Source organism: Nostoc sp. NMS9 (genome assembly GCF_017114995.1).
Classification (GTDB): Bacteria; Cyanobacteriota; Cyanobacteriia; order Cyanobacteriales; family Nostocaceae; genus Nostoc.
In genome coordinates, this window is sequence record NZ_JABXKL010000054.1 from 12485 (window position 1) to 26368 (window position 13884).

Annotated in this window: 12 protein-coding genes and 1 pseudogene; 9 read left to right on the forward strand and 4 right to left on the reverse strand. The window is 42.6% G+C overall.

Features of this window, described 5'->3' with window-relative positions; genetic code table 11:
• Positions 1-66: 66 nt before the first annotated feature.
• Both HWQ40_RS35650 and HWQ40_RS16535 read right to left on the reverse strand, forming a co-directional pair.
• Positions 67-291: a GAF domain-containing protein gene (locus tag HWQ40_RS35650; protein ID WP_366933999.1), complete on the reverse strand. Its 225-nt coding sequence runs from the start codon at positions 289-291 to the stop codon at positions 67-69.
• Entirely contained in the window at positions 251-892 is a 642-nt protein-coding gene (locus tag HWQ40_RS16535) for a response regulator (protein ID WP_292779629.1), read from the reverse strand. Before HWQ40_RS16535 ends, HWQ40_RS35650 begins: the two co-directional genes overlap by 41 nt.
• A gap of 198 nt (positions 893-1090) precedes the next feature.
• Here HWQ40_RS16535 and ldpA point away from each other — a divergent pair, with 198 nt between their 5' ends.
• From ldpA to HWQ40_RS16575, 8 genes and pseudogenes are all read left to right on the forward strand, one after another.
• Positions 1091-2239 (forward strand): circadian clock protein LdpA, encoded by a 1149-nt coding sequence (gene ldpA / locus HWQ40_RS16540; protein WP_292779630.1) that lies wholly within the window; start codon positions 1091-1093, stop codon positions 2237-2239.
• Between the two features lie 95 nt (positions 2240-2334).
• Positions 2335-4068 (forward strand): R3H domain-containing nucleic acid-binding protein, encoded by a 1734-nt coding sequence (locus HWQ40_RS16545; protein ID WP_292779771.1) that lies wholly within the window; start codon positions 2335-2337, stop codon positions 4066-4068.
• A 239-nt stretch (positions 4069-4307) separates the two neighbouring features.
• A complete protein-coding gene (locus HWQ40_RS16550; protein ID WP_292779631.1) occupies positions 4308-4487 on the forward strand; it encodes a chlorophyll a/b-binding protein in 180 nt (59 codons plus the stop codon).
• Positions 4488-4666: 179 nt separating this feature from the next.
• A complete protein-coding gene (locus HWQ40_RS16555; protein ID WP_292779632.1) occupies positions 4667-4990 on the forward strand; it encodes a hypothetical protein in 324 nt (107 codons plus the stop codon).
• A 604-nt stretch (positions 4991-5594) separates the two neighbouring features.
• On the forward strand, positions 5595-5864 hold the full coding sequence (gene rpsO / locus HWQ40_RS16560) for a 30S ribosomal protein S15 (protein WP_041565894.1): 270 nt from the start codon (positions 5595-5597) through the stop codon (positions 5862-5864).
• Positions 5865-5875: 11 nt separating this feature from the next.
• Complete coding sequence (locus HWQ40_RS16565) at positions 5876-6346, forward strand: PAM68 family protein (RefSeq protein ID WP_292779634.1); 471 nt, start codon at positions 5876-5878, stop codon at positions 6344-6346.
• Between the two features lie 285 nt (positions 6347-6631).
• On the forward strand, positions 6632-7690 hold the full coding sequence (gene aroF / locus HWQ40_RS16570; protein WP_292779636.1) for a 3-deoxy-7-phosphoheptulonate synthase: 1059 nt from the start codon (positions 6632-6634) through the stop codon (positions 7688-7690).
• A gap of 632 nt (positions 7691-8322) precedes the next feature.
• A pseudogene (locus tag HWQ40_RS16575) lies at positions 8323-9623 on the forward strand (IS701 family transposase).
• Here HWQ40_RS16575 and HWQ40_RS16580 read toward each other — a convergent pair.
• Together HWQ40_RS16580 and HWQ40_RS16585 are read right to left on the reverse strand one after the other, a co-directional pair.
• A complete protein-coding gene (locus HWQ40_RS16580) occupies positions 9598-9759 on the reverse strand; it encodes a hypothetical protein (RefSeq protein WP_292779637.1) in 162 nt (53 codons plus the stop codon). The pseudogene HWQ40_RS16575 and the gene HWQ40_RS16580 overlap by 26 nt on opposite strands.
• Before the next feature lie 365 nt (positions 9760-10124).
• A complete protein-coding gene (locus HWQ40_RS16585; protein ID WP_292779638.1) occupies positions 10125-11381 on the reverse strand; it encodes an HhoA/HhoB/HtrA family serine endopeptidase in 1257 nt (418 codons plus the stop codon).
• Between the two features lie 706 nt (positions 11382-12087).
• Between HWQ40_RS16585 and HWQ40_RS16590 the strand changes: the two genes are divergently transcribed.
• Positions 12088-13809, forward strand: coding sequence for a thiamine pyrophosphate-binding protein (locus tag HWQ40_RS16590; RefSeq protein WP_292779640.1), 1722 nt, complete (start codon positions 12088-12090; stop codon positions 13807-13809).
• Positions 13810-13884: the final 75 nt, after the last annotated feature.

Consider the following 13884-nt stretch of genomic DNA (forward strand, 5'->3'; position numbering starts at 1 on the left):
GTAAACGTTGTCCAGCCCTGAGAACTGGTAACTTCAATCGTGCCTTAGAGATATTTTACTAACTTCTTAACCTTGTCGCGGGGCAGAACATTGATGTGCGATAAATAGTCCCCAAAGTTCAACTGCTTGAGTCCCCTTGCTCTCTAACAAAATCGGGACAACTAAATTCGCCTTCACCTGAAACTGTTCCAAAAGTTGAATATGGCAGTCACTTAAACCTGCTTCGTAGATGTTTGTCGCTGCCCAAATTTTATTCTCCCTCCTGATTTTCCTGAAAACAGGTATCTTCAATCTCCAGTCCTAAGATTGGTGTCCATTGGGGTAATACCGACTCCGCTACGATGTTGCCCCGCATTTGAGGCGTAAATTGATACAGCAGTACCCGCTCGGCACCCAGTAACTGGCGAACTTCTTGAACACTCGTGGCAAGGATATTTTGAAGCTTCAACGATTGGCGAATATTAACAGCGATCGCTCCTACTAACTTTTGTTGTTCCTGTTGTTGTTTTAGCTGCATCTGCTTGATCGCCCCATGAACCGCTCGACGTAAATTATCAGAAGTCAGTTTTCCCTTGACTAGATAATCTTGCGCCCCACTCTTGATAGCTTGGACTGTGATCGTTTCGTCTCCCTGTCCAGTCAGCATAATGACTGAAATTTGGCTGTTAGAAGTTTGCCTCTGTAGCTTAGTGAGAAATTCCAGCCCGTCTAAATCTGGTAATCGATAGTCCAACAAAATCACATCTGGTATTTTCCCTTGACAAGCTTGTAGCACCTTATTTCCAGCCTCAAATTCGTAAATATCATAAGTGTAGCGATCGTCCCACTCTAGAAAGCGTCGATACAAAGCTCTATCTTCAACAGAGTCTTCTACAAAAAATACAGTTGTCATGTTGTCGGCCCCCTAAGACAGCTGCGGTAGTGGGGCAGAGGAGACAAGGTGACTTGAGTGAGAACTTGCAACAAGTCTTTCCTCTTGTCCCCATGCCCCATGCCCCATGCCCAATTCAATAAACCCTAAATCAGCAAATTCGGACTTTTTCTTGATCGCAGACTACTATTTTTAGTCGCATAAACGCATAATAGAATAGTGACTGATCTGTTCGTACCTTTACAATCTCTCAAACAAGGTGACTGGTTCAAGCTGATCTGCGGAGCCAGCTTCCAGCATTTGCCGGCAGTCAGAAGTTTAACGTTAGCCTATACTTTGGCGGGCGCTGACTGCATAGATGTTGCAGCTGATCCAGCAGTAATTGCAGCAGCGCAATCAGGGCTACTTGTAGCTAAATCTCTGGCTAGGGATGCCCAAAAGCGAGGCTTTGACTACAAAGGCAATTTACCCTTTTTGATGGTCAGCCTAAACGATGGAGAAGATCCCCATTTCCGCAAAGCAGAATTTAATCCTCATGAGTGTCCTACAGACTGCCCTAGACCCTGTGAACGGATTTGTCCGGCACAAGCGATTGTGTTTGACAGTATCAAAGAAGACTTTTCAGGAGTAGTATCCGAAAAGTGTTATGGCTGCGGTCGTTGCATACCAGTTTGCCCTTATAGTATAATTTATACAGCTTCATACGTGACAACGCCGGGAGCGATCGCGCCATTGGTAATGTCAACGGGAGTAGATGCCGTAGAAATCCATACAAAAGTCGGGCGGTTGGCAGAATTTGAGCGATTATGGCAAGCAATTTCACCGTGGGCCGATAGACTAAAGTTACTAGCTATCAGCTGTCCCGATGGCGAAGGGATGATTGACTACTTGAGAGCGCTGTATGACCTGATTGCCCCACTTAAGGGTGCTTTAATTTGGCAAACTGATGGTCGCCCGATGAGTGGTGATATTGGCGATGGCACCACAATAGCCGCGGTGAAATTAGGGCAAAAAGTTTTGGCAGCTAAGTTACCGGGATATGTGCAGTTATCAGGCGGCACTAATAGTTATACCGTTGCTAAGTTAAAGGCAATGGGACTACTCAACGATTTTAGATTGCCGATTTTAGATTTTAGATTAGAAGAAGCCAATCCACAATCTAAAATCCAAAATCCAAAATCCAAAATTTCTGGTGTCGCCTACGGTAGCTATGCCCGTGTACTGCTGTCACCAATTCTCGAACAGTTAGAGAATAAGGAGGTAAGTAACACCAATATGAAGGCGACTGTTCGCCTAGAAGAAGATGAAGTATTACTTTGGCAAGCTGTAGAACTTGCCCATTCTCTTGTTTCCCAGATCAAGTCATAGCAGGAGCGTTAATTGCTCGTTCGGAAATATACCCAGGGCGGGTTCTCCTGCACGCAAATGTCCTCGCTATCTCTAAAAACGTCACCATAGAAAGCATGACGATTACAGACGATCTCCAAAAGTTATTAGACATTTTGCCCCAAGACCTGCAACAAGTACTAGAGAGTCATCCCAAACGAGATAGTTTAGTAGAAGTGGTCTTGGATTTGGGTCGTCGCCCAGAGGCTCGCTTTCCTAATCAAGCTGAGTATTTGAGCGAAGTACCCGTTACTCAAGAACAAATAGATGATTGCATTCAACGAGTCGGAATCTTTGGCGGAGATAATCGGGCAGGAATTGAGCAAACTTTGCATCGGATCAGCGCTATTCGCAACCGCACTGGTAAGATTATTGGCTTGACCTGTCGTGTCGGTCGGGCGGTATTCGGAACCATTGGGATGATCCGCGATTTGGTAGAAACTGGTAAATCGATTCTCATGCTGGGGCGTCCAGGCGTGGGCAAAACTACCGCCTTACGGGAAATAGCCCGTGTTTTAGCTGACGATCTGCATAAGCGAGTGGTGATTATTGACACCTCTAACGAAATCGCCGGGGATGGTGATGTTGCCCATCCCGCCATTGGTCGCGCTCGGCGGATGCAAGTGGCTCATCCAAATGAACAGCATCAGGTGATGATTGAGGCAGTAGAAAACCACATGCCAGAAGTCATTGTCATTGATGAAATTGGCACGGAGTTGGAAGCTTTAGCGGCTCGTACCATTGCAGAACGGGGTGTACAGCTGGTAGGTACTGCTCACGGGAATCAAATCGAAAATCTGATTAAAAACCCCACCCTGGCTGATTTAGTTGGGGGTATCCAAGCTGTGACGTTGGGAGACGATGAAGCCAGACGGCGAGGCTCTCAAAAGACTGTTTTGGAGCGGAAAGCCCCGCCTACCTTTGAAATTGCGGTGGAAATGTTGGAACGCCAACGCTGGACAGTACACGAAAGTGTTGCTGACACTGTAGATAATCTGTTGCGGGGGCGTCAACCTACCCCACAAACGAGAACCGTTGATGATCACGGCAAAATTGCGGTTACAAGGCAGTTAGCTGTCGTCAACGGTCGCGGTGGACAGCTAGGAACAGTGGAGGATTCTTTCCCACCGGCGCGACCGTCTAATGGCTGGCGTTCATCTGGACAAATGGTCGCACTGCCGCAATTGCCTGTAGAGCGGGTAACTGGGCGCAGTGAGTTTGACCGTTTGCTAGATGAATCCTTCAATTATTCTGAGAGCATTGATTTTGATGCTGCTACCAGACAGCCAGGGCCCAATGGTGAAGATTTGCCATTGCACGTTTACCCTTATGGGGTTAGCCGTCACCAATTAGAACAGGTGATTAGTGTGTTAACTTTGCCCGTGGTATTGACAAAAGATATAGATAGTGCTGATGCAATTTTAGCACTGCGATCGCACGTCAAAAACCACGCCAAATTACGCCAAATGGCCAAAGCTCGTCATGTACCCATCCACATGATTAAGTCCAGCACCATTCCCCAAATTACCCGTGGTTTGCGGCGGTTGCTAAATATTGACGATCCCGAGATGGCCGATGATAGAGAACTACAATTGTTTTTGCACAATGGTAGCGATGATGAGATGGATGCTCTTGAAGAAGCTAGACTTGCCGTTGAGCAAATTGTGATTCCTAAAGGACAGCCAGTCGAGTTATTGCCGCGTTCTCCCCAAGTCCGCAAAATGCAACATGAGTTAGTAGAACATTATCGCCTCAAGTCGCATAGTTTTGGCGAAGAACCAAATAGAAGATTACGGATTTATCCAGCGTAACTTTAAGAACCCTACTAAAGAGACAAAGCTACGCTTTGTCTCCCCTAACAGCTTGCCTCCGGTGTACACACAAATCTTTCCCAACGCAATTTACGATTAAGTCTCATAGTCCCTGAAATACTTCAACTGGACACGATGTAAGTCCTAATTCACTCAACCTTGCATTTTTTTAAACATCTGTTACATTACTTTACAGACGATTGAAACTAATACAACACTTGAATTTTGGAGTTATGCTCATGTCAGATTTTAAGAATACTGCGTCTATTATTTCAGAAGATCCTAATGCTGTGCGTTTTGGCTTCACTCCCCAGAGTGAAAATTGGAACGGTCGTCTTGCAATGATTGGTTTTGTATCTGCAATTTTGATTGAAGCTTTTTCTGGTCAAGGGCTACTCCATTTCTGGGGTATCCTCTAAATTGACGCTCGTAGGGTAGAACTGCTGTACTATCCTACGAAATTCTCTATATTCCACGCCAGTCATTCGTTTCCAACATCTGGCGGCTGTTGCCATTGGTGCAAAATATCAGATTTTTCCGGTTGAGCCAAAATATAAGTGAATAATTACTTTACATTGAATATGTATAGCTAAAACTCATGGAAATACCCCAACGCGTATTAGTCCGCTACAAAGACGCGTCATACAACACCAATGAAATCCGCTTAAGAACTTTTCGGCTTGGATTGCAAATATGGGATGAACAAACCAAACCCAGAAAAACAGAGCTTTATCAGTTTATATTGTCTTGCTTGAAACAAGTTGACCGCCAAGATCGTTTTATGTTTTCTCTGTTGTTCATAGAATTAACAGACCTCATACGCAACTCTTCTCTGGAAAGAGGAACGAAAGAGGTTCTGATTAAAACAGCTTTTAGAGAATTTGCTTGTGCGATAACAGACTTTGAAGACGTTGCCAAATAAGGTTAGTCATGGGGATGCTGGAATTGCGTAGGCGTAGGCATCACCCTAAAGTCAGCTGACCTAATCGAGTAGGATATCTATAAGTAAACAGCTTTCCGATCGGATTAGTTTTTTCACTAAATGCGCGGATGGGTAGGTGTTGAGGAAGGGGTGAATACAAAAATGGCTGAATTGCCGTATATGCAAGGATTTGATGGCTTCAACATACTAAAGCCATCCGCGCACCTTATGTAGACTGACTTCCAGCTATTTACAGTTAGCACAATTGCCACGCCTTATGTTATGATTTTTGCATTCGCGCTATTGAACCTTGAAAACCAAATAACACAAGCCTTTCAGACGCCTGCGATCGCAATCAACTAAAATCCCTCTATTAGGGATTGAAACCAATCCGACATTGCCCAAATTGGCGACAAGTGGACATCGCAATCAATTAAAATCCCTATTAGGGATTGGAACGAAGTATACTGAGAGTTAACCTTTAAAACCTAGTATCAAAAAGTACAAATATTACTTCAAAGGTCATTCCACATCCAGCTTGAGGGCTGTGATATTATAGGAGACTGCTGCATACATTTTAGAAAAACTAGAAACCGAATCGACCATGGCCCTCACGCAACTGCGGAAACAAGAAATAATCTCCAACTACCAAGTTCACGAAACTGACACTGGCTCGGCCGATGTCCAAGTTGCCATGCTAACTGAGCGCATTAACCGCCTCAGCGAACATCTCCAGGCAAATAAAAAAGATCATTCTTCCCGGCGGGGACTGTTGAAGCTAATCGGCCAGCGTAAGCGTCTTCTAGCTTATATATCGCAGGAAAGCCGGGAAAAATATCAAGCTTTGATTGCTCGTCTCGGTATTCGTGGATAGGACTACCGCTTATGTCTGCTGAAGAATCTGAACGCAGTCGTTTGCCCTTTGAACCGAACAAAAAGCGCCAAAAACCCGCAAAAACTCAAAGTAAACCAGCAGCACAGCCCCAAGAATCCGTCAAACAGGCTGATAAAAAAGTGGTTTATACCAAACAAGAGATGGCAATTCCCCAAGTCGTCAGCCAGCGGATGATCCGAAGGGTAGCTGGGTTCTGTGGTGTACCAACAGCATTGGGCATTAGCGCCTTGGTTGTAAGCTATCTGCTTGCTATCTACTCCGACATCCGACTACCTCCCATCGCCGTGTTATTGGTGAACATGGGATTATTTGGTTTGGGGGTTTTAGGGATAACTTATGGCGTTCTCTCTGCCTCTTGGGATGAAGAAAAAGTCGGAAGTTTCCTGGGTTTGGGTGAGTTCAACACCAATTGGCGACGAATGGTGGCAGCTTGGCGCGAAACTCGGCAAAAAAACTTATAATGAACGGCGCTCAGGTATTAAGTAACTGTGGTATTGGGTAAATGAAGAAGTGAATGTTGAAGTTGAAATTTTATAACTTCAACATTGCTAATTCAAATCTTATAACTTTTTTATACCTTATATCTAGTTATTTAGTAGTAAAACTACTGACTGAGCGCTACATTTTGTCTATTTATTTTGTAAACAAATTTTATTTTTAACTATTTGTAATTAGGCCAATAGGCAACAATAAAGTTAGCCTATTTACAGAAAATTTTACTCAATTAATTAATCAGGAACTTTCAGATGATTATAGTAATGAAAAGTGGTTCTCCAGAGGCGGAAATAAACCGCATTGATGAGGAACTAACTAGCTGGGGGCTAACTCCAGAAAAAATTGTAGGTCAACACAAAGTCGTTATTGGTCTAGTAGGTGAAACTGCCAGCTTAGATCCACTACAAATTCAGGAACTTAGCCCCTGGATTGAGCAGGTGTTACGCGTAGAGCAGCCTTACAAACGAGCTAGCCGTCAGTACCGCCACGGCGAAGCTTCGGATGTGGTGGTTAATACTCCTAATGGAGCAGTAGTATTTGGCGAACATCAGCCTTTGGTAGTCGTTGCTGGCCCCTGCTCCGTAGAAAATGAAGAAATGATTGTAGAGACGGCGCGGCGCGTCAAGGCTGCTGGAGCCTCATTTTTGCGCGGAGGGGCATATAAACCTCGGACTTCACCTTATGCCTTCCAAGGACACGGCGAGAGTGCTTTGGATTTATTGGCAAGGGCGCGGGAAGTTAGCGGACTAGGTATTATTACAGAAGTGATGGATGCCGCAGACCTGGATAAAATTGCCGAAGTTGCTGACGTAATTCAGGTGGGGGCAAGAAATATGCAGAATTTCTCCTTGCTCAAAAAAGTGGGAGCGCAGCCGAAACCAGTTCTGTTAAAGCGGGGAATGGCAGCTACTATTGAAGATTGGTTGATGGCAGCAGAGTATATTCTGGCATCTGGTAATCCCAATGTAATTTTATGTGAAAGGGGAATACGCACCTTTGACCGTCAGTATACGCGAAATACATTGGATTTATCAGTAGTGCCAGTGTTGCGAAAACTGACTCACCTGCCAATCATGATTGATCCCAGCCACGGCGTAGGTTGGTCTGAGTTTGTGCCTTCAATGGCAATGGCTGCGATCGCAGCTGGCACAGATTCCCTGATGATAGAGGTTCACCCTAATCCTGCCAAAGCTTTATCCGATGGGCCCCAATCTCTGACACCAGACCGTTTCGATAACTTGATGCAAGAATTGGCAGTAATTGGTAAAGCGGTGGGACGCTGGCAGCAACCAGCAGTGGCTCTAGCTTAAAATTCAGTTGCAACTTCTTAGTAGGCATAAATAAATTAAAGTTTGTAGTCAGGAGTTTAGTCCTGATAAATCTGAAAAAGCGATAAATTGCTTATTACAAACTAGGATTTTTTTATATGTTTAATTATGCCTGCCTATTTATTAGACCTCTTGCAAAAATCCTTGAATCACCCCTCCCCAACCCTCCCCTTGTGAAGGGGAGGGGGCAAGATTTCAAGTTTCCCCCCAATATATCGGGGGGATTAAGGGGGGTCTATTCGACTTATGCAAGAGGTCTATTGTAAATATGAAATGATACCCCTTTAGAAGATTTCTAAAGGGGATTTTTAAACACTAACTAAAGCTATGAAAAAATAAATCTGCAATCAATATTGATGGACAATATTTTTTTGCAATTGTAAGACTTTTTATCGATATACATAGCGAGCAGGTATCCAGTGGCGACCACGATTTGTTTGCACCCAACGCCCAGGAAGCAATATCCTCCTTCTCGCTTGCACAGGTGTATGAACTCTAAATCGCACTGGTCTTCTGATTATTCTAGTGGGACTTTGTAAAAAAGTAGTGCCAAATCAGGCTAAAATGCTCTTCTAGAGTTAAGTTTACGTCAGTCTCGACAGGAGCAGCGTAAAATGAAACATCAAGTTGGGGCAGCAATGCCCAAATGTTTTGAGAATTGGTGTGGTCGCTTCGATGACTTGTTCTCACGGCAAGTACAACGCCAAAGTTTCAGGATGTATTTAGGAGGATTACTGGGAGAAAGCGATGCCTGCGGCGGGCTACGCCTACGCAAAAACCTGGCTCAGATTGCTGGTAATACGGTAGATGGCTCGTACAATAGCTTGCGCCACTTCTTAAACGACGCACCGTGGGACGTATCAGCCCTAAATAACCGACGTTTAGAGGTGATGCAGCAATGCCGTCAAACTAAACTACAGCAAGGTTTTACCCTAATTATTGATGACTCTGGTCATCGCAAAAGTGGGAATGCAACAGCAGGTGTCGGAAGGCAATACATTGGTGAAATAGGCAAAACAGATAATGGAGTGGTGCTATTAACAACGTACTTCTATGATGGGGTGCGGAAGTTGCCATTAGATGTGGCGTTATACCAACATGGCAGTTCTCTGCCACAAGGAAAAGCTGACCCAAAATTTGTTAAAAAACCAGACTTGGCACTACAACTAATAGATCAATGTCTCAAACGTGGCTATCGGCCAAAAACAACTTTAATTGATGCGGGCTATGGTAATAACACACCATTTGTCAAACAGTTGGAGTCAAGAAATCTGACTTATATTGCTGCCATTGCCAAAAACCGTAAAGTCACTTGCCAACTGACCACAGACTTAGAACCACGCAAACATTCTGTAGAAGAAATCGCACAGGCATTGCCAGCAGAAGACTTTACAAAAGTGCAATTGGATTTAGAACAACCACGTACTGTTTGGGTAACGCTAATTCGGGTACATATAGCGAAACTAGAAGGTTTGCGAACTGTTGCAATTCAGTTGCAATTCAACTAAATGCTTCGACATGGGCAGAAGCGACGGAGGTTGATTACTTTCTCACCAATGCTCCAACTCCTATACTGAGTCCCCTTTGGGTGGCAACCACTTACTCACAACGCAATTGGGTAGAAGTATTCTACCGTGAGGCCAAAGGTTGGTTAGGTTTGCGCGAGTATCAGGTACGAGATGCCAAAAGTCTCAAACGGCATTGGATTTTGGTGTTTACAGTCTACACATTTATCCTTTGGCATCAATTAACTGGAGGATTTCGCCGTCAGTGGGCAACTAAACCTTTACATACTTTTGTGGAAGCTCTGGAGGCTTTCCGTACCGCAGTAGAATTTCGCTTTGTACGCTGGCTTAATACGCATATTGATGTATTTGCCGCTCATAAAGCTAAGTCTGGTTATGTTTGGGCTTAGAAAGTTGCAAAGTCCCACTAGCTGGAACCGATCGCCTAACTGGTCGTCTGATCTGAGCATCGGCTTGAAAAGGAATAAAGGTAACAGCAATTGGTAAAATCAGTGCTGCACTAGCAAGCATTCTTTTAATACTCATTCGCAAACTTCCCTTTTATGATATTGACATCAAAGAAATTAGTTTTTCATAAAATATCAATTCCTTTGACAAATAAATACTAGGTCTGAAAAGAGCTATACACTAGTGATAAAGGTCATTATTTGAACCGTGACTAATGTCATGGATAAAAAATGTAAACATGACTCTGCTATTGAATAAAATTATTTTTAGAGAGTGGCACTGTTAATACCGAAAACTTCGATTTTGATCTTTGTGGCAGTGCCTACCTGACGGCAATACGCTTACTGCAACTCAATTTTGCCACCTGAAAAAAAGGGACAGGCAAAATACCCATCCCAGAAAATTCACTTTTATTCAATTGATAGCAAATGATAGCAAAACTTTTATTGCACTTGCGTGGGGAAAGCACCAGGTTGCACAGCTATGTTAAGATTCTGCCCATTGCGACGTAATTCCATACGTAAATCGCTCCCGACTTGGCTATTTTCTACTGCCTTTTGGACACTGCTGGCATCTGTGACTGCTTGATTGCCAAGCTTTTGGATAACATCACCAGCACGTATCCCGGCTTTAGCAGCTGGTGAATTTGGTATAACTTTTACAACTAATACACCTTTATCTTCATTCACACTCAAACCGCTATTGGGATCTGAGTTGATATTTTGTTTTAGCTGAGGTGTTAACCCCACCATCTGAATTCCCAGGTAAGGATGTTCTACTTTACCTGTAGCTATTAGTTGACTGGAAATGTGTTGTGCTGTATTGATAGGAATAGCAAAGCCTAATCCTTGTGCCCCTTGAATAATGGCTGTATTCATGGCAATTACCTCGCCACGGGAATTTAGCAAGGGGCCGCCAGAGTTACCGGGATTAATTGCTGCGTCGGTTTGAATATACTCTACTCGCTTATCGGGAGCGCCGATTAGCTTGCTACTGCGTCCAGTGGCACTGATGATTCCGGTAGTTACTGTATTATCTAATCCAAGGGGGTTGCCGATCGCGATCGCCCATTCTCCGGGTTGCAGTTTATCTGAGTTACCCAAGGCTACTAATGGGAGATTGTCTGCCTGAATTTTGACAACAGCAACATCGGTCAGCTCGTCTTTTCCTAACACCTTACCTTTAAAGCTACGCCCATCTTTGAGTGTAACTGTTACGGTATCAGCACCATCAACTACGTGGGCATTGGTAAGAATACGACCATCAGCACTAATAATAAAACCTGAACCAGTACCCCGTTCTACACGATTCTGTTGTTCTGGCATTTGAGAGCCAAAAAAGCGCTGGAAAAGCGGATCGTTAAATTCATCTGGTAACTGGGTTTTTACGGTTCGGGAAGAGTCAATTCGCACTACAGCAGGCCCTACCTTTTGCACCACCTGGATAACAAAGTTAGGATCTGTGCCTGCTGGTATTGGAGGAGCAGCATTTACTCGACTTACTGCCAAATTAGATGCATTTTCAGACACCTGCTGAGAGTGTCCAGCCATATAGCCGCCTGCCAATGTCATACCTGATCCCAGCAGCACCAGCGATAGAGAGGCGGCAGCCTTTCTCCAGGGTTTATGATATTTGGCATCAGCAGTGTTATGTGAAATGCTATTTGATGGGTGTTCTCTGTCGCGAGATTCGTTTTGCATTGCTGTCTGGAAGGATATTTAGATGTATTACTAATGTAGATATGATTTGTGACAGTTTTGTTGCGGAGGTATTGCGTTGTTGTGAAAGCTTTGGTTTTTTACCAAGAAAGAACTCAGGAACCAGGAGTTAGAATGACAAGTGTGCGACATTCAGTAGACCGAAGAGTTATGCGATCGCTAATTCACAACTGTGGAGAATAATAACTCACGAGTGTACTGATTTTTTACACTACGTTCAAATAATTCATCTGGGATTTGGGGAGACAGCGCTTTTTCCAAAGGCCCGCCAACCATCACGAATAGTGGACTCTCTTTGACAAAACGCTCAAATACCTGCCAAGCACAACATTTCTCTTCTCAATGCTGAGATTTGCACCTCTTTTAACCGAACTACAAATTAGCTCATCATACAACATCTTGAAAAAGCTAGTCCTAGTTTAATTATCGCGATCAAAAGTGTATAATGCCTCCCTTGCAGCACTTAAAGGTGCGGAATGTCAAATTTCAAGATAAGCTAATGTTGGCTGGAACTAAACCCACGTCATAAATTCCCTCATGAATTAGTAGGGGTCGTTCCTCCACTTCGGGCGCTGTGGGTGGATAGAAAAACAAGATTAGCTTAATTACTAAATATTTATTTATCCGAACTTGATATTCAATTGTTAAAATGTTGTGTCGAACAACTTTTTCAAATTAGTAACAGTTGATGAAAAGACCAATCAAAGTATTGTGCAGCAAGATTGACATTCCAGAAACAGATATTTCTGGAGCTAAACTTCTTTTAGACACTTTATCCGAGCATGGTGTTAGTTATATATTTGCAGTGCCAGGAAGAGAAGCAGAATGCATCCTGTTTAATGAATCTCCCAATTTACAGATTGTGCTAACTGCTATAGAACTCAGTGCGGGGTTTGCAGCTTATGCTTATGCCATTATTTCTCATAAAACGCAAGTAGTTTTTTCAACTCTTGGCCCAGGAGCAGCAAACTTAGCCAATGCGATTTATTCTGCCTATGCAGATAGGGTAGCTATTGTCTTTATTACAGCACAAGTAGAGCGTGATAAATGCTACTATAATCATACTCACCAATGTATAGATGCTGTGAAAATGTACGAATCTATCAGCAAATTCGCCTATGAAATTGGTGATGTTACAGAAATCAGCAATGTTATAGAAAACGCTTTTCAAATTACCCAAAAAGAACCCAAAGGACCAGCAATAATTAGCATTCCTATTGATGTACTTAAGCAAAAAATATCTTCCAAAATAAGCCCAAGTAAACTAGCAATTAAAAAATTAAATCAATCAAATTTATATATTGATTCAATAGATAAAGTTGTATCTGTTTTGCAAAACGCCAAACAACCATTAGTTTATGTTGGAAATCAGGTTATTAGGTCAGGTTGTGTTGACCTGATAAGGCGTTTATGTGAAACTTATAATCTGCCAATGGTATCTGCTTATGATGCCAAAGGAGTCTTACCCACAAATCATGAATTAAACTATTTTGCTTGTACAAGTTATGCACAAGGTATTTTAGGAATTAATGCAGATGAAATTATTTTTAGTCCTGTAGATTGTGTAATAGCGTTTGGCTATGACTGGAAAGATGATGTATTTCCAGACAAACACTTCAGTTATGGAATAGAAAAAACTCTGATCGGTTTTTCTAGCATTATGCCAGAAAAAATACGTTCCCAGTTTTTAGATATTCCAGGTAATCTCAAAGAAAACCTAATTACTCTGTTGCATAAGTTAGCTAAACAAAATTTGTCTTTCAGAAAACCATATAATATTACCTCACTGAAAGAGACTATTAAGAGAAAACAAGCTAATTTGGAAGCACCTCAAGGATTGATAAATATAATCTCAGTCATCAATGCTATTAATGAGACTTCAGCACTTTTAATTTCAGATGTCGGCACATTTAGACATTACGCAGTTTTGTTTAGCAATACAGAAAAACCTAATTTCTTTCTAACTTCTGCTGGAAGTTCGTCTTTTGGTACAGGACTACCTCTCGGATTAGGAACTTGTTTAGCTTATAGAGAAGACGAGACAAAAATTATAGTCTTGACAGGAGATGGAGGATTTAACTCTGTGATTGGGGATTTAAGAACTTTAAAAAATCTCAATTTAAGTATAGTAATTATCGTACTTAACAATAATAAAAATGGGCTAATCAATATTTATCAGCAAAAAGGACATGGACAAACTTATTCTCCCTCTGTTAATCATGCCGAAGCATCTTTTGTGAAAATTGCGGAAGGGTATAACTGTAAAGCATTTAAAGTTGACTCAAATGAGGAGCTAAAAAACAGTATTAAAAAAGCTTTTCAAATAGGTGGGCCTGTAGTCATTGAAGTACCGATTTATTACCCTGAAGAAGATATTGAGAGGTTAACATGCAGTGCAGATTTGGCGTAAGAGAGGAGCCTTACTTAATATATAGGAATCCTACTTGAATCTTGCTCAGTATACTGAGAAGTCAAGCTTTGTATG